Below are 22,121 nucleotides of genomic sequence, written 5' to 3'. Positions count from 1 at the left end.
CTCTCAGGAAAAAGATGTGGGCAACCGTTTCAGGCTACCGAGGCTGCCTGGGAACATCCCCCACAGCCTAGTACTTCGCACCCCTATAGCCCGAATGCATGGCGAATCTATTCCGTCACAGACCCCGGACCCTGCCCGGGTTCGCCGCGGGCGTAAAGATGCGATGCGGTCAGGCTCAGCTGTAGACGTGCTGAGCCAGTGTCGCAACGAACGGCACGTTGCGGTACTTCTCCGCGTAGTCGAGGCCGTAGCCGATGACGAATTCGTTGGGCACATCGAAGCCGACGTACTTGACGTCGATGTCGACCTTGACGGCTTCGGGCTTGCGCAGCATCGTGCAGATCTCGACGGTGGTCGCTCCGCGGGTGCGCAGGTTCTGGACCAGCCAGGACAGAGTGAGACCGGAGTCGATGATGTCTTCGACGATGAGGACGTGGCGGTCGGTGAGGTCGGTGTCGAGGTCCTTGAGGATCCGCACGACGCCGGACGACTTCGTGCCCGATCCGTACGAGGACACGGCCATCCAGTCCATCGTCACCGGCGAATGCAGGGCACGGGCAAGGTCGGCCATGACCATGACGGCCCCCTTGAGGACGCCGACGAGGAGGATGTCCTTGTCTTTGTAGTCTTCATCGATGGCGGCGGCCAATTCAACGAGTCGTGCGGCTATCTGCTCTTCCGAGACGAGTACTTTTTCGATGTCATTGCCGAGATCGTTGATGTCCACGAGTGTCGATTCTCCTCAGAAACGGGTCCTTGAGATTCCATTATGGGTCACTTTGCCTCGCCGGTGCCACTGTGCCCGGAAGTCGGCGCCAGTTCGTCGTCGACGGTCCCCGGACCCGCCGACAGCCAGCCGGTGATCGTCATGAGCGCGGAGATGATGACCATGAACCACAGCGGCACCTGCCAACCGCCGGTGACGCCGAGCAGTCCGCCCACGGCCAGCGGACACAGCGCGGCGAGCACATAGCCCGACGACTGCACGAAAGCCGACGTCGAGGCCGTGACCGAGACCTCGCGGGTCCGAGAGGTGATGAGCGCCAGCGCGGCGGGGAACGCGAATCCGCCGTAGCCGAGCAGAACCGCCCACAGCCAGGGAGTGGTGGCCGGGCTGAGCAGCAGTCCTGTATAGCCGGCGACGGCGCTGGCGCCGAAGGAGACGAGAAAGGGGCGCGGGGCGATGCCCCGCACGATGATCTGCGGAGCGAGGAATCCGCCCGGCAGACCGCCGAAGGTCACGATCGTGAGCATGATCCCGGCGAGGAACGGGTCGAGTCCGGCGTCGCGGTAGATCTGCGGCAGCCACCCGAACTGGAGGTAGGCATTGGCCGATTGGAGACCGAAGAACATCGCCATGTACCGCGCCTTGGGCGAGGTGAAGACCGCTCGCCGAGGCGGTGCTTCGGTCCGTTCTCCTCCGGGCTCGGCCGCCTGTCCGGAGAGGACGGGCACGGACTTCAGGCTCCGCAGCACCGACCACGTGATGAGCGCGGAGAAGGGCAGGATCATCCAGAAGCCGAGGCCGAAGCGCCAACTGCCGAACTGTTCGGCCAGTGGTGCGGTGAGCAGCGAGGGCAGCATCGAACCGAGTCCCAGCGAGACGGTGAAGGTCGTCGCGCCCAGGGTGGGCCGGTGCGGGAAGCGGGACTTGACGTAGACGGGCAGGATGACGTTGCCGATCGACATTCCGGCCAGGGCGAGGACCGTGAGCAGTGCGAAGGCCACCCATTCGGTGACGATCGCGCGCAGGCCGACGCCTACGACGATGAAGGCGGCGCTCATGGCCAGGGCTGTGAACAGTCCGAGTCGTTTGAGCAGGGGCACGGCGATGATGCCGCAGATGGCGAAGACGAGGCCCGGCAGAGCGGTGAGCAGACCGGTCTGCCATTCGGCCAGGGAGAATCCGTCCGTGACTTCGGAGAGCACGGGGCCCAGCGAGGAGGCGGCCGGGCGCAGTGAGGCGGCGATGAGGACGAGGCAGGCCAGGGCCAGAACGTCGAGGCCGCGGGAGCGTCGGAACCCCTGCTCGGGCGAAGTCGTCATGGCCTCATCCTTTCAGACCGCCGCGGTCGTCGTGCACGCGGGCCGAGGCCGTTCCGGGGCGCGCAAACGGACACAACCTCAGATGGTATACCATCCGGCGATCGACTGTCGTAGGCTGAGCACATGATCGTTGTGAAGAATGTGCGCCTCTTCCCGCGCACTCCCGATGCTCCCGCCGTCGATGTCGAGATCACCGAGGGCCGGTTCTCCCGCATCTCCCGCGCCGAGGATGCCGCCCACGGTTCCACTGCACCGGGAACCGGGACTGGGTCGACGGGGGCGGAGGTCATCGACGGTGCGGGACGGATCCTGCTGCCCAGCCTCGGCGATGCCCATGCCCACCTGGATTCGAACCGCATGGGCCAGACGTTCCGGCCGCACACCGCCGACGGCACTCTGCACGGCTACATCATGAACGATCGGGAGAACTGGCGAGGCGGCGAGCGCAGCGTCGCCGATCAGTCCGCGTTCGCGATTGCGAAGATCGTCGCCTCCGGAGGCACGCGCATCCGCTCGCATGCTCAGGTCGACGCCGACTGCGGGCTCGAACGCTTCCACGGGGTCAAGGCCGCGCTCGAGGCTCATGCCGATGTCCTCGATTTCCAGATCGTCGCGTTCCCGCAGGCCGGAATCGTGAGGGAGCAGGGTGTGCGGGAGCTGCTCGATGCGGCTCTGGCCGAGGGCGCGGACCTCGTCGGCGGGCTCGATCCGCTGCTCTACGACCGGGATCCGGCAGAGCACCTCGACACCGTGTTCGCGCTGGCGGATAAGCACGGCAAGGGCATCGACATCCACCTCCACGAGGCGGGGACAGCGGGACTGTTCTCGCTGGAGGAGATCGCGGCCCGCACCAGAGCCGCGGGCATGACCGGTCAGGTCACGGTCTCCCACGCGTTCGCTCTCAACACGAATCCGGAGCCGGAGGTCGCCCGGATCCTCGATGCCCTCGCCGAGGTGGGAGTGGCCCTGACGACGGTCGCTCCGGCCAAGGGGGTGCTGCCGCAGGCGCTCATCCGTGAACGCCGAATGCCTCTGGGGCTCGGCGAGGACGGGCAGAGGGACTATTGGAGCCCGTACGGTGACGGTGATCTGCTGCGTCGGACCTGGCAGCTGGCGTTCACGAACGGATTCCGTGCCGATGCCGATATCGAAGGCTGCCTCGACATCGCCTCCCGCGGTGGCGCTCAGGTCATGGCCGGTGCCCGTCCCGACGGTTCGGCGCTGGCCGACGATGCCCGGTTCGGTCTGGGTGCGGGTGCTCCCGCCGACTTCGTGCTTGTCTCAGCCGATACCGTAACCTCCGCAATCATGGACTGCCCGCAGGATCGGGACGTGTTCAAGGCGGGTCGGCTCATCGCCTCAGGCGGAGAGCTGACAGGCGGTGCCAGGCTGAGCTGAGGCTCAGCGGGCCTTCGCCGCGGCTTGGAACACGACCTGGCCGCCGGAGACGACGACTTCCGTGTCTCCGGGCAGGGACAGGCGACCGCGGCTGCGGTCGCGGATGAGGGCGCAGAGTTCGGCGACGCGCACCGCTCCGAGGTTCTGTCCGGGCACGCCGAGTGAGATCACCCAGTCGCGTACGACCCGGCTGAGCACGGCCTCGTCGAGTGCGGTGAAGTCCTCCACCGGCACCGAGGCGGCTCCCCTGATCGTCTGCCCGGCCGCCTCGGCGCGGGCTTCGATGAAATCGGCGTCGGCCCGGCACAGGTCTGCGGTGCGGGCGAGGTTCGCGGTGATCGGCTGGCCGAGTTCGGCTTCGAGTCCGGCCAGCAGCTGCCGGGCTCGGACTCGGGTGAACGCGGTGTCGGCGTTCATCGGGTCGTTCCAGATTTCGATTCCCTGGGCCTGGCAGGAGGCTTCGGTCTGGTCCCGGTCGAGGCCGAGCAGGGGGCGCATGAGGTGTCCGTTCAGTGGGCTCATCCCTGCCAGGGACCGGGTGCCCGATCCGCGCATGAGGCCGAGCAGAACGGTTTCGGCCTGGTCGCTGCGGGTGTGGGCGGTGAGGATCCAATCGGCTCCGGCCTGGACCCGTGCGGTTTCGAGGGCGGAATAGCGGGCGGCGCGTGCCGCGGCTTCGACGCCTTCGTCACCGGCGTCGATGCTCACGGTCATCACTTCGGCGGGCACACCCCACGATTCGGCGGTGCCGGCGACCCGGGCGGCCACCTCGGCGGTGACGGTCTGGAGACCGTGGTCGACGGTGACGGCACGGGCACGGATCTCACCGCGACGGTGGAGGAACGCTGTCGCGTGCAGCAGGGCCATCGAATCCGCTCCCCCGGACACCGCGACGATGACTCCCGGCTCTGCTGTTCCGGCCGCCTTCAGTGCCGCCCGGACGGCGCCTCGGATGGCTCCGCTGGCCGGGTCGAGGGTGGGCCGCCTCGGCGAGGAACCGGCAGACGAGCCGTCAGCCGTGGACACGGTCGAGCCAGAGGTGCGGTTCGTGGATCTCGGCTGTGCGGGGGAGGTTCTCAGGTCTCGCGTAGATGCGGGAGAAGCCCTTCTGCCCGACCTCACGGCGGACGGCGCGGACGAACTTCGCCCCGTCGCGATACTGCGCGAGCTTGAGATCCATCCCGAGCAGATTGGTGAGGAACCCGCCTTGGGCGGCGTCGCGACGGGCCTCGAACCTGCGACGCAGTGTGCGCACGCTCGGGATGACTCCGACGCCCACCTCGTCCATGACGACATCGGCGTGGCCTTCGAGCAGGGACAGGATCGCGGTGGCCTCGTCGAGAGCATTGCGCATCTTCTCGTCGCGGATGAGGTCGATGATGCTGGCCTCGCCTTTGACGATGCGCCCGAGGGTGGCGAAGAGGTCGACGATCCCGCCGACTCCGGGCATCGTCAGCCGGGTCGACACGGCTCCGGAGAGCAGGGTGCGCATATGCTCGCGCAGCCAGGGCGCCGTCGCGAACTGCACTTGGTGGGTGGCTTCGTGGAGGGCCACCCACATGCGGAAGTCACGCGGATCGACGTCCATGGCCTTCTCGGCGATGAGCACGGCCGGGGCGACGAACATCAGCCGTCCCGTCTCAACGGCGAAGGGATCGAACTGGCCGAGCACGCGTGTCGACAGGAGCGAGAGCACCCCGGCGACCTCGACGGCACCGGCCATCGCGGTGGCGGGGCTGACCGGGGCGGGCAGGGCCGCCTCGTCGAGCATTCCGTTGACTGATTGGGCATTGGCTTTGACCCAGCTGACCTGGTCGAGGACGAGCACGGAAGCGGCGGCGAGCCGGCCGCGCACATCATCGGCGTGTTCCGGCGGCAGCAGAAACGAGTCGAGGACGAGGTCCTGAGCGGTCAGTGCGTTGTCCTTCATCCCCTCGACGAGTGTGTCGAGGACACCCGGTTCGGGGACCTTCGCCGCGGAGACGAGCTCACGGGCGGTGCGGGCGGCGAAGTCCTCATCGATGATCATCGGCAGCCGCAATTCGCGAGTGCGGTGACGATATCGTCCACGGTCTTTCTGGCTTCCAAGATCTTGTCCTTATCCACGTCGTCGATCTGGATGGAGAATACGAGGTAGCGGCCCTCCGCGTCGAGCACTCCCCCGGCCAGGGAGGTCACGGAGGACAGTGTTCCGGTCTTCGCGTGCACCACTCCCGACGCGTTCCTCTCATCGAGGAAGCGGTCATGCAGGGTGCCGGTCAGTCCCCCGACGGGGAAGTAGCTGACGAGTCCGGCCAAAGAGTCATCGGCGACGACCGAGGCCTGCAGGACGGTCGTGAGATCGTGTGGGGCGATCCGGTTGTCATAGGACAGGCCTGATGTGTCGACGAGGTGTGTGCGCCCGAGATCGACGGATTCGCCGAGGGCTTCCAGCACCGCTTCGGGGCCGTTCTCGAGGCTGCCGTCCTTGCCCTGGGCGATGGCAACCTCGTTGCCGAGCACCTCGGCGACGACATTGTCGCTGTGCACGAGGGCGTATTCGACGATCTCGGAGATCGTCGCCGATTCCACTCGGGCGAGCTCCTTCGTGCCCGCAGATTCGGATGTGTCATCGGATTCGGACGGCTGCTCTGATTCGGACTCGGCGGCCGCCTCGGTGACGGTGACCCCGGTCTTCTTCAGTTCCTTCTCGAAGATCGAGAAGGCATCCTTGGCCGGGTGTTCGCTGCGGCCGCGCCATTCGGCGTCCTTCGACCCGACGTAGGCGGTGTCGACCATGATCGGCTGGATCGGGGTGATCACGCCCTTGGCGATATCGGCTCGCTCCCAGCCGGAGTCGAAGTCCTTACCGACGTACCTGCTCGTATCCAGGTTGAGGGCCACCTCGGAGATGTTCTGCTTCTCGAGGGCGGCCGCGGTGTCCTCGGCCAGGGTCCGCAGGCCGGCGTGCCCGTTGACCGAGCCGGGATCGGACTCCCCGGCGGACAGGAGAACATCACCTCCCCCGGTGAGGGTGAGGGTGTTCGTGTCGACATCGAAGTCCGTCGTCGTCGCCAGGCGCTTCTCCCCGCCGATCGCGGACAGGGAGGCGGCCGCGGTGAGCACCTTCGTCACCGAGGCGGGAGTGCGCGGTTTCATCTCGTCCTTGGCGTAGAGGACATCGTCGCTGAGCCCGTCGCGGACCTCGAGGCCGAAGCCCTTGACCTTCGAGTCCTTGAGCACGGCGTCGATCGTCTTCGGGATCTGCGTGGGAACGGGAGCGGAGTCGTCGACCGCCGAGGCGGGGGCGGGCACCTGCTCGGCGTGGGCCTGCGGGGTGGGAACGGTCTGGACCTCGACCTGGGGTTCGGTGGTCAGCACGCTCGGCAGGCCGGGCACGAGGTCGTAGGCGTCGACGGCGGCATAGGCACCGAGAGCCAGCACGATGACGCCGGCGGTGATCGCACCGCCCTTCTTCCGCCGCGACTTCCCCTCCTTGCGGTCGCGGCGCGACGAGCCGGAGTCCGACGGGTTCTGCGGCGCATCAGTGTCGTTCAAACGCAGGCTCTCATTCCTCGACGACCGTGAGGTGGTCGCCGTCGGTGGGCGGTGACGGGGACTTGTACCATCTATTCTAGTGATGCACCCCTAACGTGAAGGAGCACTATGGAACTGTTGGCCACAATCGAGATCCCGCAGGGGTCCCGCAATAAGTACGAAGTCGATCATGAGACCGGTCGGGTCAAGCTCGATCGCTACCTCTACACCTCGATGCAGTACCCCGCCGATTACGGCTTCATCGAGGACACGCTCGGAAACGACGGCGACCCGCTCGATGTGCTCGTGCTGCTGCCCGAGCCGCTGTTCCCCGGTGTGCTCATCGACATCCGTCCCATCGGCATGTTCCAGATGGAAGACGAGGCCGGCGGCGATGACAAGGTCCTCGCCGTTCCCGCCGGAGATCCCCGCTGGGATTCCTATACCGACATCTCGCATGTGGACCAGTTCATGCTCGACTCGATCGAGCACTTCTTCAACCGGTACAAGGACCTCGAGCCCGGCAAGTACGTCAAGGGTTCGAGCTGGGCCGGTCGCGAAGCCGCCGAGGCGGAGATCAACGCCTCCATCGAACGATTCAAGGCCGAGGGCCACTGAGCTTTCCCCCTCACCATGTGCTGACGAATCAGCACTGGATCACGACCGCCCGGATGATGACATCCGGGCGGTTTCGTTTTGCCTCGGCCGTTGCCCGGGCCGCTGCCGGCCGGGCGTGATGATCATCACGATTTCTTAGGTGACCCTAAGGGGCAGTGTGAGCCAGGTTATGCGATTGTCGAGTCATGAAACTCGATCATGTGTCATACGCCAGTGAACCTGACGGCTATCGTGCTACCGCCGAGCGGATTGCGGAGAAGCTCGGAGTGGCTCCCTACGACGGCGGTGTGCATCCTCGATTCGGCACCAGAAACCTCATCTTCCCTCTAGCGAACGGCCATTACCTCGAAGTCGTGGAAGCCTTGGAGCATCCGGCCGCTCTCTCGACACCCTTCGGCCAGGCAGTCCGGGCTCGTTCCGAGCTCGGCGGCGGCTGGATGGGCTGGTGCGTCTCGGTCGACGATCTCACCGCAGTCGAAACTCGCCTCGAACGCAAAGCCGTCGACGGAAACCGCACACCGGAGTCCGGTTTGGAACTCAGGTGGCTGCAGATCGGCGTCAAGGGGCTCATCGCCGACCCCCAGCTGCCGTTCTTCATCAAGTGGTCCGCCGATTCCTCGCAGCATCCTTCGACGTACAAGACGAATGAGGACGTCGCCATCGACACCCTGCAGATCGCCGGGGACCGCGATCGTCTGCGCGATTGGCTGGGCACTCAGGATGCCAAGCCGATCTCGGAGATCAACATCGACTGGTCCGCACCCCACGGGACGCCGGGCATCATGTCGGTGAGCTTCAACACGGAGAACGGCCCCGTCACCATCTGAGCCCCTCAGCGTCCGCGTACTCTGCGGAGTCGAAGAAGGCCAGAGGCAGTGTCGCCTCTGGCCTTCTTCAGCTTATGGTCGTGGAGTCATCAGTCGCCCTGAGTCTCCATCGGCGATCCCTGCTCGCTTTCCGTCCCGTCTGCTTTCTTCCGGCGCAGATGAGCGGCCGTCGCCATCGCACCGCCGGCGGCGAGGAGACCTGCTCCGCCGCCGAGCAGCGGCAGAGTGCTGTCAGTGCCGGTCCACGGCAGTTCACCGCCGCCCGAGCCGGACCCACCTGAACCGGACCCACCTGAACCCGAGCCGCCTGAACCCGAACCGCCGTTCGAAGAACCGCCGCCCGAGCCGGAGCCGCCTGAACCGCCCGAACCGGAGCCGCCGTCGCTTCCGGCGCTCGCGGCCGCACCAGCTGCTGCGGCATCCTTCGCGCCGTCCTGCGACCCGGCAGTCGATCCGGAGCTGTCGGCATCCGTTCCGGTCCTGTCGCCCTTGGCATCGGTGTCCTCACCCGTTCCGGCACCATCTGAGCTGCCGTTCTCATCCGAGTCCTTGGCCCCTTCATCTGTGCCGTCGGCGTCGGAGTCCTGGTCCTTCGGCGGTTCAGTCGGATCCGGTGCCGATCCGCCGTCGCCCTTGATGACCTGCACGACCGTGGGCCGCGGCATCGCGGCCACTCCCTTATCGACATCGGTCGCGTCGACATAATCGGGGAACTGCGAGTGCTGATCGGCATAGGAGCCGTCCTCACCTGGGTGCTGGACCGCAACGAAAGCTGACTCATACTCATCGTGGACGAGTGGTCCGCAGACCTCGGCTTCGCGAGGCACGGACAGGAACTGTTCGACCCGACCGCGCTGGTCACCGTCGATCGTGACCTTGAACAGACCGTCGCAGTAGCCGATGCCGTCGGGAGCACCGTCGGTGGAGATCCACAGGTTTCCGGCAGTATCGAAGGCGACATTGTCCGGGCAGGAGATCGGTGAGACCTGATCGGCGGGGAAGCCGGAGAAGTAGGTGGCGTCGCCCTGCTTCGGGTCTCCGCAGACCAACAGCAGCGTCCAGTCGAATTCGGTGCCCGTATGATCGCCGGAGCGCTCGGTGATCTCGACGATGTGCCCGTCGCGGTTCTCCGTGCGCGGATTGGCCTCATCTGCGGCGGCCTTCCCGTCGGTGCCGCGGTCGGAGTTGTTCGTGCAGGCGACGTAGATGCGGCCGTTGACCGGGTTCGGTTCGACGTCTTCGCAGCGGTCCATCTTCGTCGGCCCGACCTTGTCGGCGGCCAGACGGGTGTTGACGAGGACCTCTTCGACGGAGAATCCCGACACCTGCGACTTGCCATCCTTGACCAGCGGAAGCCACTGTCCGCTGCCGTCGAACTCGCCGTCGGCGGGCACCTCACCGCTGCCGTCGATCTCGGACTTCGGTGAGTTGCCGGTGAACTTCGCGACGTAGAGGTCGCCGTCGGTCAGCAGCGTCTTGTTGTGTTCGCGGTCGCCCTCGACGTAGGTGTCCTTCGAGACGAACTTGTAGAGGTAGTCGAACTTCTCATCGTCTCCCATATAGGCCACGGCGTGGCCCGAATCGGAGATCGTGATGTTCGCCCCTTCGTGTTTGAAGCGGCCCATGTTCGTGTGCTTATGAGGGGTGGAGTTCGGGTCCCAGGGGTCGACTTCGACGATCCAGCCGAACCGATTCGCTTCGTTCGCGTAGCCCGGTTTGTTCGTATCGAATCGGTCGACATCGGCTTCCCACCCGTTGGCCGAGTCTTCGCTGTCGAGCCCGTAGCGCTTATCGGCCGCCGAGGTGCCCTGCGCCTTGAAGTACGAGTTGAAGTTCTCCTCACCGGACACCAGAGTGCCCCAGGGCGTGAGCCCGCCCGAGCAGTTGCCGAGAGTGCCCTGCGCCTTGTCACCGTTCGGGTAGTCCTTCGTCCGCAGCAGATCGGAACCGGCGGCGGGACCGGTGAACTCGTACTCGGTGTCGATGAGGAACCGGCGGTTCTTCTTTCCGTTGACATCGATCGTCCACGTCGACTTCTCGTCCGTGCGGATGAGTTCGGCAACGGTCAGTCCGTGGGCTTCACGGCTGATCGCCCGCTGATCGGCTCCGTCCATGTCCTCGGGGTACATGATGGCGTCGTTCGTGTATTCCTGGTTGGCGAAGAGTACGGCCCGGTTGGAGTCGTCGGGGTCGATCTGGATGGACAGGAAGTCGTTGTTGTAGCCGAACTGGCGGCGCTGCGCCTCTGGGCTCTGATTCTCCGGGTCGAATTTCGGGGAGTCGGGGAACAAGGGGTCTCCCCAGCGGACGATCGGATGCCAGGAGTAGCCTTCGGGGACGACGAATTCGTCGACCTCGTGCTGGACCGGGTCGATGGCGGTGAAGGCCAGACTGCCTGCGGTGGCTGCGGCGGCAGAGCGTGCGGTCGGGCTGGGTGCAGTGGTCACTGCGATGGCCAAGGCACCTGCAGCCGAGGCACCGAGAACCGCGCGACGGCTGAGCTTCGCATTGACGATATCGCGGAAATACCCATTTGCCGATGTGTTGCAGGTGGCCTTGAGGCAGGCGTTGTCGCACTTCAGTGCGCACGTGACGGGGCTGCGCTTGCCACGCACATGGTCGGCCATCGGCAGAAAGGTTCGCATCGATTCTCTCCTTGTATCGGGTATCTTCCCAGTCCGGGACCCGCCCGGAACAGAGGGCGGAGCCGGAAGGACTCACCCGATCGAGACTGTCACCGGCAAGCGGCCCTGGAACTACCCGTCGGTGAATCAGAGGTGAACCCGGAGGGAGGAATGAGTGTCCCGTTCGCTTGTCCCGACCTCGCCTGCAGCACTCAGCCGATGTCGACGAGGGCGAGCACTCCCGGGGCGAGGAATCCGACGGCGTCGATGATGACATGCGCCCACACCAGCGGCATGAGTCTGCCCTTGCGCAGGAAGTACCAGCCGAAGATGATGCCCATGGCGACGTTGCCGATGAACGGGCCGATGCCCTGGTAGAGGTGGTAGCTGGCGCGGAAGAGAGCCAGGGAGATGATGATAGGCCAGGGCCCGAACCCCAGTTGCCGCAGTCGCAGCCACCCGAAACCGAAGATGATGACCTCTTCGACGATCCCGTTCTTCGCGGCCGAGAGCAGCAGGACGGGAATCGTCCACCAATGATCGCCGAGGTTGGACGGCTGGATCTCGGCCGTGATCCCCAGTGCCCTGCCGCCCGCGTACACCCCGAGGGTGCCGATGCCGATGATGAGGAAGATGAGGACACCGTGGCCGAGGTCGCGCCCTCGGTGCCCGTCGACTCCGAGTCGGGTCGACAGCGGCTGCGCCGGCCGGTCTCGGCTGAGCAGGTAGATCGCGAGGGCGACGGGAACGAGGGTGAAGCCGATGTCGAGAAGCTGGTAGATGAGGTCGAAACCCGGCCGGGGCGAGATCGAGGTATTGAGCTTCGCCTGGGCGTCGCTGATCGGCCCACGGGTGGCGATATCGGCCAGGCGCACGATTGCATAGACGGCCGACTGGCCCAGCGACAGGGCCGCAATGAGGCCGAGCTCGAACCACAGGCGCTTTCTCTCCTGTGGTTCGAGCTCGGTCGTCATGGACTCAACTCTAGCCGGGACGGATCAGTGTTTGGGTTCACCGTCCCCGTCGTCGCGGCGCGGGTTCTGGCTGCGCAGGGTGAAGTCCGTTTCCTGCCCGCTGCCTCGCTCCGCGTCGGCCTCCCGCCCGCCGCCTCCGTGGTCGGCGTCCGTCGATTCATCCGACGCCGAGGCGGTGCTGCCCGAATCCGTGGACCTCGGGGCCGCGGTCGGTGCGGCCTCCTCGGTGGGGGCCTCCCCCTCTGTCCGTGTCCGAGGTTCACCGAAACCGGCGGCTGCGGCTCCCGCACCGGCGGTCTCCCGCTGGTTCGCCCGGGCTTCGGCGGCGTCGAGGACCTCTCCGCGGGCCATGTTCTTCACGTACTTCTTCTCGGCCCGGCGTTCCTTCACTCCTTCGAGCAGCAGGTAGAGCACCGGCACGAGGATGAGCGTGAGCAGCGTCGAGCTGACCAGGCCGCCGATGACGACGATCGCCAACGGCTTCGAGATGAACACTCCCCCGCCGGTGAGCCCGAGGGCCATCGGCAGCAGCGCGAAGATCGTGGCGGCCGCGGTCATGAGAATCGGACGATAACGCAGCCGGGCGCCGTGGACGACGGATGTGCGCAGGTCGACCCCGCGAACGCGGAAGTGGTTGATGAGGTCGATGAGCACGATCGCGTTCGTGACCACGATGCCGATGAGCATGAGCAGACCGATCATCGACGTCAGCCCCAGCGGGGTGTCGGTGATGAGCGAGAGCGCTACCGAACCGGTGGCCGCGAACGGGATCGAGACCAGCAGGATCAGCGGCTGCAGCAGCGACTTGAACGTGGCGACCATGATGACGAACACGATGAGGATCGCCGCGAGCATCGCCAGTCCCAGCTGCGAGAACGCTTCGTTCTGCTCCTGGGTGGCACCGCCGGTGTCGACGGACACCGTATCGGGCAAATCCACCTCGTCGAGGGCCGACTGCACCTCGGTCGAGACAGCACCGAGGTCATCGCCCTCCGGGGTCACGGACACGGTGGTCGAGCGCTGCGAATCCGTGTGGCGGATCGTCGGAGCGGTCTTGACTTCCTTGACCTCGGCGACCTCATCGAGTTCGATGAAGCGCGGCTCCGAGGTCACGGGAGCGCCCGCATTCGGATCTCCGCCGGCTGCGCCACCGCCACCAGCGCCACCAGCGCCGCCGGCTCCACCGGCACCACCAGCACCGCCTTCTCCGCCAGCGCCACCGGCTCCTCCGGCCGCACCGGCGTCACCCGAACCACCGGCACCTCCGCCAGCTCCTCCGGCACCGCCTGCAGCACCCGCTCCGGCTCCACCGGCAGGGGCCGTCTCCTCCGGCTTGCCAGGAATCTTGAGTTCGCGCAGCTTCTCCACGGTGTCGGCATTGCGATCGAAGAGCAGCACCGAATGCGAGACATCGTCGATGACGACCTCACCGATCTGCTGACCATGCATGGCTCGCTGCACATACTGGCCGATGGACGCCTCGGTGAGGTTCTCCTCAGCGGCCTTCTCATGATCGACCTTGACCTCGATCACGGGCTGGACCGCAGCGATATCGCTGGTCACCGACTGTGCCGAGGACACGCCTTCGAGCTTGTCGCTGACCTTCTTCGTCGCGTCCTCGAGCTCTTGTGCGTCGGTGGCCGTGAGCGTGACGTCGATCGTCTGCGCACCCGGGGTCGAGCTCTGGCTCGCCACCTCGACGTCACCGGCACCGTCGAGCTCGTCGAACTGCTTCTGCAGGTCGGCGGAGATCGACTGCGCCGAGACTCCGGACTTCGTGTTGACGATATACGTGCCCGTCAGCGACGAGTCATCGGTGAAGCCGAACGATGTTCCGCCCAGCGACAGCTGATAGTTGTCGACATCGGAGGCATCGGCGAGGATGTCCTCGACCTTCTTCGCCTGTTCAGATGCCTCATCGAGGTCCGTGCCCGGGTCGAAGGTCTGCGAGATCTGCAGGGAGTCCTGCCCGGTGTCGCCGAAGAGCTCGGTCTTCAGCTGGGGAATCATCGCTCCGGTGCCGCCGAGGATGAGCACGGCGATGAGGATCATGACGATCGGGTGCTTCGTCGAGAACCCGATGACCGGCATATAGGTCTTCTGCAGACGCGTCACCGGAGAATGCATTCCGGCGAGTTCGTCGACCGCCTCCGTGCCGTCTTCGGATTCGCCGTAGCGCGGACCACCCGCGGCCACTCCGGTCGGTTCGGACCGTGTGGAGGCTTCGCCTCGCGCAGATGCCGCAGCCGGAAGGGACGCATCGGCACCGTCACGCGGACCGGTGTCCTCGGCTTCGGCACCGGCGGCGACGAGGTCGCGCTTCTTGTCGGCCTTCTTCGCCGCCTTCTTCTCTGTCCGCCACTGCGACAGCATCGACTTGCGACTGCGACGGATCTCGGCCTTCTCAGCGCGGGTGAGCTTGACCTTCGATTCACGCTGACGGAGGAACCAGTACGCGAGGACGGGCACGATCGTCAGCGCCACGAACAGGGAGGAGAGCAGGGCGATCGTCGCGGTCAGGGCGAAGGGCCGGAACATCTCGCCGGTCTGCCCGGTCACGAACGCCAGGGGCAGGAACACGGCCACCGTGGTCAGGGTCGACGCGGTGATGGCCCCGGCCACCTCGGAGACGGCGGCGAGGATGTTCGAGAATTTGTCGCCACCGAAGGCATGGCGTCGCCTGATCGCCTCGATGACCACGATGGAGTCGTCGACGACGCGGCCGACGGAGATCGTCAGCGCTCCGAGGGTGAGCATGTTGAGGGTCTCCCCGCCCATCCACAGCCCGATCATGGCGATGAGGAGGGAGAGCGGAATGGAGATGGCGGTGATGATCGTCGCCCGCACCGAGAGCAGGAAGACGAGGATGACGAGGACCGCGAAGATGAGGCCCAGCCCACCCTCGTTGAGCAGGTCATGGATGGACTGCTCGATGAACGGTGCCTGGTCGAACGCGGAGACGAACTCCGTGTTGTCGCCCATCATCTTCTCGAGTTCGGGCAGCTTGTCGGCCACCGCGTGTGAGACGTCGACGGTGTTCGCGTCGGATTCCTTCATCACCGACACGGACAGCGAGGGCTGTCCGTTGGTGCGCGAGATCGATTCGACGGGCTCGTCGACGAGCTTGACGTCGGCGACGTCGGAGACCTGGATCGGTCCGTCCTTGCCGGAGATGACGAGGTCCTTGATCGCATCGATCGAGCGGATGCGCGTGCCGACCTCGACCGGGGCCGTACCGTCGGCGCCCTTGAGCTCACCCGCCGAGGTGGGGACGCCGTTGGACTGGAGGATTCCGGCCACCTCGTCGAGGTTGGCTCCTTCGTCCTCGAGGTCGTCACGTCGGATGCTGATCTCGACCTGTTTGGTCTTCGCTCCGGCGATCTGCACCTGGGAGACGCCGTCGACCTTCTTCAGCTCCGGTTCGACCATGTCCTCGAGATTCGCGGCCAGCTGGTCTTCATCGGCGTCGGAGGTCACTGATAGTGCGAGCACCGGAATATCGTCGGTGCCCATCATCATGACGTTCGGTTCGACCCCGTCGGGCAGGGTCGGCTGCACTTGGGAGACGGCGCGCTGCAGGGCACGGACGACGTCATCGGAGTCGTCGCCGTACTTCGTGCCCACGGTGATCTGCGAACTGCCCGCCGAGGATGTCGAGGTCATGTCCTCGACTTCGGGCAGTGCGGTCAGCGCGCCTTCGAGGGGATCGGTGACTTCGGATTCGACGGCCTCAGGGGTCGCTCCCTCGTAGGAGGCGGTGACCGTGGCCTGCGGGTTGTCGAGGGATGGGAAGAGCTCTTGCTTGAGGGTTCCGGCTCCGATGACGCCGAAGATGACGGCGACGACGGAGATGAGCGCGATGAGCGCCCGGTTCTTCAAGCTCAGCCGGGTCAGGAAACTCACGGAGGGAGGACTTTCTTTGTCGTAGACAGGGCGACGACGCAGAACGCCGACAGAGCCATCCTAGTGAGTGTCCGCTGAGCCGCCCATGAGGAAAACCTGACTTCTCGGAATCAGAACCGGGGCGCGTCCAGCCGTTCCTGCGTCACTGAGTTGAGGCCGACTGCCTCGGTCGGGTCTCGCGGCCGAAGAACCACAGACCGGCGGCGATGATCCCGAGGACACCGGTGAGCCGGAACGCCCACGAGTAGTCGAAGTGGTCGACGACGGCTCCGGCGATGATCGGGCCGAGGATCGCTCCGCCGTCGAGGGCCATCTGGTAACGGGCGAGCACACGGCCGCCCTTGCGTTCGCGGCCGATGACATCGGCGACGGTGGCCTGCTGCGCGGGATTGGCCAGGCCGGATCCGACTCCGGCGATGACGGAGAAAGCGAAGAACAGCCAGATCGAGTCGATGTAGGCCAACGCCGCGGTCGTCACGCCGAGGACGAACAGACCCCATTGGATGAAGGGCTTGCGCCCGACGGTGTCGGCGAAGCGCCCCACGACCGTGACCGCCGAGGCATTGCCGATGGCGAACATGGTCAGAGCCAGTCCGGCGACGGCCGTATCGGCCTTGAGTGCCTGGATGGCGAAGAGCGGGTAGATGGCCACGCGGATGCCCATCGCCGACCAGCCTTGGACGAAAGCGGAGATGAGCGCGGAGCGGTAGGCCGAATCCTTCCAGGCTTCCCGGAAGGACATGACTTCCTGTTGCTCCTTGTCCTTCTCCGCCTCCAGGCGGGCACGCCCGGACTTCGTGGAGGAGCCGAATGAGGCGGTGGAGCCGAGGAAGACGCGGACGACGATGGCGGCGATGAGCAGACCGACGGCGTAGATGACGAACGGGATGCGCATCCCCCATCCGGCCATCGCACCGCCGAGGACGGGTCCGGCGATATTGCCGACGAGGAACGCTGTCGCATATGTCGAAGAGGCTTTCGCACGGGCGTCGATCGGGGCGAGCCGGACGATGAGCGCCATCGCGGAGACGCTGAACATCGTCGAGCCGATGCCGCCGAGCCCGCGGAAGATCAGCAGCTGCCAGTAGTTCTGGGCGAAGGCGACGGCCGCGGTGGAGGCGGCGACGATGAGGAGGCCGGTGATGTAGATGCGGCGTTCGCCGAAGGCATCGACGAGGCGGCCAGACGAGGGTGAGAACACGAACCGGAAGAACGCGAACGAGGAGACGACGATGGTTGCGGCCGTGACCCCGAAGTCGAAGCTCGCGGCGAACTGCGGCAGGACGGGAGCGATGATTCCGTAGCCCAGGGCGACGATGAAGGCCGCTGCCACGAGGACGTAGATCTCCTTGGGCAGGCGGCGCGTTTCCGGAGTCTCGGTGTCGGGTGTGCTCACAAGGTATCGAGGAACTGTTCGGGTGTCGGCAGGGGGCGGGTGCTCGTGGTCAGCCGCTGTCGGTAGCGTTCGGGAACGGCTCCGATGTAGAACCAGCCCATGAGCAGCTCGTGATCGGCAAGACGGTGGAGGCGACGCACCGGTTCGGTGTTCGTCAGGGTTCCCGACCGCCACATCACTCCCCAGCCTGCCTGCCACAGAGCGAGCTCGAGAAGGTGTCCGGCACCGGCGGCGGTGGCATGCTGCTCCCATTCGGGAACCTTGTCATGCTTGGCCGGTGAGGAGACGAGGGCGAGCAGGAGTTCGGCTCGCAGCGGCTTCGTGTTTGTCTCTCCCGGCTTGCGGACGACTCCGGCGGCTTCGTCGAGGGCATCGCCGAGGCGGAGCCGGTCGTCTCCGCGGATGATGAGGAAGCGCCAGGGGCGCAGGGACTTGTGATCGGCAACCGAGGAGATCGACCGGATGATCTCCAGCAGGTCAGAGTCGTTCGGGGTCTCCGGGTCGACCTTCGAGATCGACCGCCGTGTGCTCAGGGCGTGGAGAACGGGATCGGCGACGATGTCGATCGATGACGGCACCGAATAGTCGGGTCCGCGGCGGGTGGGCGTGATGGTCGCGGTGCTGCCCTTCGCCGAGGCGGCGGCATCCTCGGCGTGGTCAGCGCTGTGCTCGCTCTGCGCCGAGCGGGCGGTCTGGGCATCCTGCGCGGCGAGGTCCTTCGCCCAGGGGCCGGTGTTGCCGTCGAGGAAGTGGGCGCGCACGCGGTCTTTGGTCACTTCGCAGGCATCGCCGCCTGCGTCCTGGGACCGTTTGCGGGCCTTGTGTTTGGACTTCTTGCACTTGTCCTTCTTGTGGCTGCCCATCAGCTCACCCATTCGGCGAAGGCGGTGCGGGCCTTGCTGAGTTTCGGGTCGATGATGACGCGGCAGTAGCCGTTGCCCGGGTTCTGGGTGTAGAAGTCCTGGTGGACATCCTCGGCGGGATAGAACGTGCCGAGGGGTTCGAGGGTGGTCACGATCGGATCGTCGAAGAGGGACTGCGCGGATTCGATGGCTTCGGCGAAATGCTGCTTCTCGGTTTCATCGCGGTAGAACATGGCCGACCGGTACTGGGTGCCGACGTCGTAGCCCTGACGATTGAGGCTCGTGGGGTCGTGGCCGGTGAAGAACAGGCCGAGGATGACCTCTTCGGGGACGATGTCGGCGTCGAAGGTCACCTGCAGGGCTTCGGCGTGGCCGGTCATGCCGGAGCAGACCTCGCGGTAGCCGGGGTTGTCGGTGTGGCCGCCGGTGTAGCCGGAGATCACTTCTCTCACGCCGGTGGTCCGCTGGTAGACGGCGTCGAGGCACCAGAAGCAGCCGGCGCCGAGGGTGAGGGTACGAAGATCGCTCATGATTCGTATAACGATGACACGCGCAGGTTATTCCCGAGCTACCCCCGGTCGGCGGTCACGGCCGCTCTCGGTCGGAGCGGAAGATGTATTCGTCCGGGCGCGGCCATCGCTCCAGTGTGCGGACGGCATCCTCGACATCGCCATCGGCGATCTCGAAGCTCGAGGAATATCCGCCGTCTTCGTCGTGGAGGCTTCCCGGGTGCAGGGTGCCGGGTACGGATTCGCGCAGGGCCTCGGCCGAGAGCAGGTCTGTGAATGGTTCGTCGTCGACCTCGTTGAGATCCACACTGGTGAGACGTCCGTCGACGATGTCAAGGGTGAGTTCCAAGCCTCCGTTCGAGATGCCGGCGTGGTCGCCTGATCTGACGGTGCCGCCTTCGTCGGCGCTGCCGCCGGTGATTCCGGTGACCGGGTAGGTATGCCGGGCCGGTGCCGCGCTCGGGGTCGATTCGTCGGGTCGGACGTCGATCGAAGCGATGTCCTCGTCCTTGAGCAGCTGTTCGATCTGTTCGGGGTCGAGGACGACGGGTTCATCGCCTGAATACAAGGAATCGGGATAGGTGACCCACACGAAGAACTTCGCGGAAGCGAACTGTTCTCGGACTGCCTCGGCGCTGGCCTCCGAGTTCGGGTGCGGCAGAGACAACAGCGTATCGACCGATTCGCGGATATGGGCGGGAAGTTCGATCTCGAGCGGAGCATAATTGAGTTCCTCGACGTCGTCGGCCCATTTCTCGACCTTGTCGATGAGGACCGCTGTCACCGCGACGAGCCCGCCGTTGACGACGGCGTTGAGACCGCGGCCGACGCCGCTCGGAAGCTTCTCATCGACCTTCTCCGCCAGCCGCTCCGTCAGCGGCCAGAGCGCCCATGAGGCCGCTCCCGCTGCTGCCGCGGTGACCGCATTGAGGAACGCCGAGGACGTCACGCTCGCGTGCTCGTCCCACCAAGTATCCTGTCCGTCTTCGCCCTCGAAGGATTCGCGTTCGACGTCACCAGGCGCGGCGGCGTATCGCACCGGTCCGCTGTCTCTGCTGGTGAAGAGCTCGAGGAACTCATCGAGGCCGCTCGATCCACCGACTCGTCCGAGGAAGGCGCTCGACCCGGTCAGCCAGGTCAGTCCCGCATTGGCCAGGGCGGTTCCCGCTCTCAGGCTGCCCTGGTATTCGGCGGAGACGTCGCGGCGGCGCACCAGCGCGAGGGCGCCGGTGCCGAGTGCGGCAGCGGTGCGGACGGTTCGGTGATGACGAAGGGGGATGTCGGGAAGTCGCATGTCCTCATCGAAACATGCCCGCCTGTGACGCAGATGAGAGCGGTCAACAGTCTCGGCGGTATCCGGACCGGCGACCGCGGCGGAGGTTCACATCACCATGCCCGAAGGCAAGGAGAAGCCGAGTTCGGCGGCGGCCTTCTGCGTCGAGGGCTGGTGCCAGAACTTCGCCACGGATTCGTTCGTCGCCAGGGATCGCATCTCGGCTCTGTCGAGGAAGAGGATCCCGGACAGGTGGTCGGTCTCGTGGGCGACGATGCGCGCCGACCAGCCGGAGACCTCCTCGGCGATGGGGTCGCCCTGCAGGTCGATGCCCGTCAGCGCGATGTCGCGGGGACGGGCGACGACGGCCTGGTAGCCGGGGATCGACAGGCATCCTTCATAGAAGGCGACGTCGTCTGCGCCGGCGCGTTCGTATCCCGCGTTGAGGACGACTCGCAGCGGCATCGGCTCCCGTTGCCGGACCTTCGCGACTTCGGGATCGCGGGCGCCGGGATCCTCGGCGACGAACATCGACAAGGCAATGCCCACTTGCGGGGCGGCGAGGCCCACTCCGGGGGCTGCGAGCATGGTTGCTCGCATCACCTCGGCGAGCTTCTCAAGCTCGGCATCGTCGACCTGCCCGTCGAAGGGGCGGGTGTCGGTGCGCAGGACGGGGTCACCGGCCTCGACGATGGGAACGGTCCCATCTCCCGCCTCGGCGGCGGTGAGGACGGCCCGGATCTGGTCGGCGATCAGCGCATCGGCTGCGTGCACGGAACGATTTCCTCAGCTCGCGCGGGCGACGATGAGTTCGGCGTGCTTGAGCAGCGGGGCGTCGATCATCTTGCCTTCGAAGGAGAATGCGCCTTTCTCCGTCTTCGCCAGGTCGAGAACGGACTGCGCCCATGTCAGCTGTTCGTCGCTGGGACGGAAGGCGTCGCGGACGACGGGCACGTGGTTGGGGTGGATGGAGACCTTACCGGAGAAGCCCGACTGCACGGCGTCCTCGGCTTCGGCGGCGAGGCCCTCGAGGTTCGGAATGTCCGCCCAGATCGAGTCGAGGGCGAACTTGCGGTGGGCCCGGGCGGCGAGCAGGGTCTGGCTGCGCACATGCTTGGCCACGTCCCGGTAGCCGCCGTCATCCTTGCGTGAAGAGCCTCCGCCGAGGTCGGCGATGAGGTCCTCGGATCCCCACATCAGCGCGTAGACGTTCGGGGCGGCGGCGATCTCGGCGACGTTGACGGCGCCGAGCGCGGTTTCGATGAGCGCGATGACCTGGAAGCCGGAGAGGATCGACAGATCCGCTGCGAGTTCTGCCTTCGGCAGCATCACGGCCGTGTAGTCGGTGCGTGCGAGCATCTTGAGGTCCTCGCCGAGGTGGCCCGAATCGTGGGAGTTCACCCGCACGACCGTGCGGCTGGGGTCGAGGGGGAAGTCGACGATGGACTCCCGCGCGGCGGCTTTGTCGGCCTCGTTGACGGCGTCCTCGAGGTCGAGGATGACGATATCCGAGCGTTCGGCAGCTTTCGTGTATCGGTCGGGGCGGTCGCCGGGGACGAAGAGCCAGGCGGGTTTGAACTCGAGTGCCATGGGGGTGCTCACTCTCCGGTTTCGGTCTGGTCGGCGGCATCCGCGGCGGACTTCGCAGCTGCGGATTCGTGGCTGGAGTCGAACATCATCGCCTGGCGCACGGCCTTCGCGACGAGCTTGCCGTCCTGGTTGTAGCCGCGGTGTTCGAAGGTGACGATGCCCTGGCCGGGACGCGACTTCGAATTGCGCTTGTCGAGGATCGTCGTCTCCGCGTAGAGGGTGTCACCGTGGAACATCGGGGCCGGGAAGCTGACCTCGGAGAAGCCGAGGTTTCCGACCGTCGTGCCCTGGGTGAGTTGGGATACGGACAGGCCGATGAGGGTGGCGAGGGTGAACATCGAGTTCACGAGACGCTCGCCGAAGGGTTCGGTGGCCGACCATGCGGCATCGAGGTGCAGGGCCTGGGTATTCATGGACACGGCCGTGAACAGGGTGTTGTCCGCCTCGGTGATGGTGCGGCCCGGTGCGTGCTTATAGGTGGCGCCGACTTCCATCTCGTCCAGCCACAGACCTCGTTGTGCAATGACCTTGTCACTCATGTAACGCTCCTCACTCGTCGTGATTTGAGTTTATCGCCATTCACC

The 22,121-nt window shown here is 65.9% G+C and carries 18 protein-coding genes; 3 read left to right on the top strand and 15 right to left on the bottom strand.

The genetic code is table 11. The features are described 5' to 3' along the window. Positions 1-175: 175 nt before the first annotated feature. Together hpt and GUY30_RS04455 are read right to left on the bottom strand one after the other, a co-directional pair. Positions 176-727, bottom strand: a complete 552-nt coding sequence (hpt, locus tag GUY30_RS04460) for a hypoxanthine phosphoribosyltransferase (protein WP_167194425.1) — start codon at positions 725-727, stop codon at positions 176-178. Between the two features lie 47 nt (positions 728-774). Continuing rightward, positions 775-2,046, bottom strand: coding sequence for an MFS transporter (locus tag GUY30_RS04455; RefSeq protein WP_167194423.1), 1,272 nt, complete (start codon positions 2,044-2,046; stop codon positions 775-777). A gap of 123 nt (positions 2,047-2,169) precedes the next feature. On the opposite strand from GUY30_RS04455, the gene GUY30_RS04450 reads away from it, so the two are divergent. Beyond that, positions 2,170-3,444 carry an amidohydrolase family protein gene (locus GUY30_RS04450; RefSeq protein ID WP_167194421.1) on the top strand — a complete coding sequence of 425 codons (1,275 nt, stop codon included), beginning with the start codon at positions 2,170-2,172 and terminating at the stop codon, positions 3,442-3,444. Positions 3,445-3,447: 3 nt separating this feature from the next. On the opposite strand, the gene tilS is transcribed toward GUY30_RS04450, so the two are convergent. Genes tilS through dacB form a run of 3 tightly spaced genes read right to left on the bottom strand, consistent with a single transcriptional unit; the run spans position 3,448 to position 6,981 of the window. Further along, entirely contained in the window at positions 3,448-4,470 is a 1,023-nt protein-coding gene (tilS, locus tag GUY30_RS04445; RefSeq protein WP_167194419.1) for a tRNA lysidine(34) synthetase TilS, read from the bottom strand. Further along, positions 4,457-5,473, bottom strand: a complete 1,017-nt coding sequence (locus GUY30_RS04440) for an Rv3626c family coenzyme F420 biosynthesis-associated protein (RefSeq protein ID WP_167194417.1) — start codon at positions 5,471-5,473, stop codon at positions 4,457-4,459. Before GUY30_RS04440 ends, tilS begins: the two co-directional genes overlap by 14 nt. Further along, positions 5,470-6,981 carry a D-alanyl-D-alanine carboxypeptidase/D-alanyl-D-alanine endopeptidase gene (dacB, locus tag GUY30_RS04435; RefSeq protein ID WP_228281681.1) on the bottom strand — a complete coding sequence of 504 codons (1,512 nt, stop codon included), beginning with the start codon at positions 6,979-6,981 and terminating at the stop codon, positions 5,470-5,472. The genes GUY30_RS04440 and dacB overlap by 4 nt, the downstream gene beginning before the upstream one ends. A gap of 108 nt (positions 6,982-7,089) precedes the next feature. On the opposite strand from dacB, the gene GUY30_RS04430 reads away from it, so the two are divergent. After that, positions 7,090-7,578 (top strand): inorganic diphosphatase, encoded by a 489-nt coding sequence (locus tag GUY30_RS04430; protein ID WP_167194415.1) that lies wholly within the window; start codon positions 7,090-7,092, stop codon positions 7,576-7,578. A gap of 185 nt (positions 7,579-7,763) precedes the next feature. Continuing rightward, on the top strand, positions 7,764-8,405 hold the full coding sequence (locus GUY30_RS04425) for a VOC family protein (protein WP_167194413.1): 642 nt from the start codon (positions 7,764-7,766) through the stop codon (positions 8,403-8,405). Between the two features lie 89 nt (positions 8,406-8,494). Here GUY30_RS04425 and GUY30_RS04420 read toward each other — a convergent pair whose 3' ends face one another. From GUY30_RS04420 to GUY30_RS04375, 10 genes are all read right to left on the bottom strand, one after another. Continuing rightward, entirely contained in the window at positions 8,495-11,050 is a 2,556-nt protein-coding gene (locus GUY30_RS04420) for a PhoX family protein (protein WP_167194411.1), read from the bottom strand. 191 nt (positions 11,051-11,241) lie between these two features. Then, positions 11,242-12,003 carry a CPBP family intramembrane glutamic endopeptidase gene (locus tag GUY30_RS04415; RefSeq protein ID WP_167194410.1) on the bottom strand — a complete coding sequence of 254 codons (762 nt, stop codon included), beginning with the start codon at positions 12,001-12,003 and terminating at the stop codon, positions 11,242-11,244. A 24-nt stretch (positions 12,004-12,027) separates the two neighbouring features. After that, the gene (locus GUY30_RS04410; protein WP_228281680.1) at positions 12,028-15,906 is read right to left on the bottom strand and encodes an efflux RND transporter permease subunit; all 3,879 of its coding nucleotides are present in this window, start codon (positions 15,904-15,906) and stop codon (positions 12,028-12,030) included. Positions 15,907-16,048: 142 nt separating this feature from the next. Further along, entirely contained in the window at positions 16,049-17,302 is a 1,254-nt protein-coding gene (locus GUY30_RS04405) for an MFS transporter (protein ID WP_228281679.1), read from the bottom strand. Beyond that, complete coding sequence (locus tag GUY30_RS04400) at positions 17,299-18,177, bottom strand: nitroreductase family protein (protein WP_228281677.1); 879 nt, start codon at positions 18,175-18,177, stop codon at positions 17,299-17,301. Before GUY30_RS04400 ends, GUY30_RS04405 begins: the two co-directional genes overlap by 4 nt. Further along, a complete protein-coding gene (gene msrA / locus GUY30_RS04395; RefSeq protein WP_167194408.1) occupies positions 18,165-18,695 on the bottom strand; it encodes a peptide-methionine (S)-S-oxide reductase MsrA in 531 nt (176 codons plus the stop codon). The genes GUY30_RS04400 and msrA overlap by 13 nt, the downstream gene beginning before the upstream one ends. Positions 18,696-18,750: 55 nt before the next feature. Further along, positions 18,751-19,968: a hypothetical protein gene (locus GUY30_RS04390; RefSeq protein ID WP_167194406.1), complete on the bottom strand. Its 1,218-nt coding sequence runs from the start codon at positions 19,966-19,968 to the stop codon at positions 18,751-18,753. An 87-nt stretch (positions 19,969-20,055) separates the two neighbouring features. Next, a complete protein-coding gene (locus GUY30_RS04385) occupies positions 20,056-20,721 on the bottom strand; it encodes a peptide deformylase (protein WP_167194404.1) in 666 nt (221 codons plus the stop codon). A 12-nt stretch (positions 20,722-20,733) separates the two neighbouring features. Further along, positions 20,734-21,537 (bottom strand): HpcH/HpaI aldolase/citrate lyase family protein, encoded by an 804-nt coding sequence (locus GUY30_RS04380; RefSeq protein ID WP_167194403.1) that lies wholly within the window; start codon positions 21,535-21,537, stop codon positions 20,734-20,736. 8 nt (positions 21,538-21,545) lie between these two features. Beyond that, positions 21,546-22,076 (bottom strand): MaoC family dehydratase, encoded by a 531-nt coding sequence (locus GUY30_RS04375; RefSeq protein WP_167194401.1) that lies wholly within the window; start codon positions 22,074-22,076, stop codon positions 21,546-21,548. Between the last annotated feature and the right edge of the window lie 45 nt (positions 22,077-22,121).

Source organism: Brevibacterium pigmentatum (assembly GCF_011617465.1).
Taxonomy (GTDB): domain Bacteria; phylum Actinomycetota; class Actinomycetes; order Actinomycetales; family Brevibacteriaceae; genus Brevibacterium; species Brevibacterium pigmentatum.
This window is presented reverse-complemented; position numbering and strand designations above follow the sequence as displayed.

What these genes read in the sequence shown, in the direction of transcription:
- GUY30_RS04455 (WP_167194423.1), bottom strand. Translation starts at nt 2,046, where the DNA reads ATGACGACTTCGCCCGAGCAGGGGTTCCGACGCTCCCGCGGCCTCGAC.
- GUY30_RS04450 (WP_167194421.1), top strand. Translation starts at nt 2,170, where the DNA reads ATGATCGTTGTGAAGAATGTGCGCCTCTTCCCGCGCACTCCCGATGCT.
- GUY30_RS04440 (WP_167194417.1), bottom strand. Translation starts at nt 5,473, where the DNA reads ATGATCATCGATGAGGACTTCGCCGCCCGCACCGCCCGTGAGCTCGTC.
- GUY30_RS04430 (WP_167194415.1), top strand. Translation starts at nt 7,090, where the DNA reads ATGGAACTGTTGGCCACAATCGAGATCCCGCAGGGGTCCCGCAATAAG.
- GUY30_RS04425 (WP_167194413.1), top strand. Translation starts at nt 7,764, where the DNA reads ATGAAACTCGATCATGTGTCATACGCCAGTGAACCTGACGGCTATCGT.
- GUY30_RS04420 (WP_167194411.1), bottom strand. Translation starts at nt 11,050, where the DNA reads ATGCGAACCTTTCTGCCGATGGCCGACCATGTGCGTGGCAAGCGCAGC.
- GUY30_RS04415 (WP_167194410.1), bottom strand. Translation starts at nt 12,003, where the DNA reads ATGACGACCGAGCTCGAACCACAGGAGAGAAAGCGCCTGTGGTTCGAG.
- GUY30_RS04400 (WP_228281677.1), bottom strand. Translation starts at nt 18,177, where the DNA reads ATGGGTGAGCTGATGGGCAGCCACAAGAAGGACAAGTGCAAGAAGTCC.
- msrA (WP_167194408.1), bottom strand. Translation starts at nt 18,695, where the DNA reads ATGAGCGATCTTCGTACCCTCACCCTCGGCGCCGGCTGCTTCTGGTGC.
- GUY30_RS04390 (WP_167194406.1), bottom strand. Translation starts at nt 19,968, where the DNA reads ATGCGACTTCCCGACATCCCCCTTCGTCATCACCGAACCGTCCGCACC.
- GUY30_RS04380 (WP_167194403.1), bottom strand. Translation starts at nt 21,537, where the DNA reads ATGGCACTCGAGTTCAAACCCGCCTGGCTCTTCGTCCCCGGCGACCGC.
- GUY30_RS04375 (WP_167194401.1), bottom strand. Translation starts at nt 22,076, where the DNA reads ATGAGTGACAAGGTCATTGCACAACGAGGTCTGTGGCTGGACGAGATG.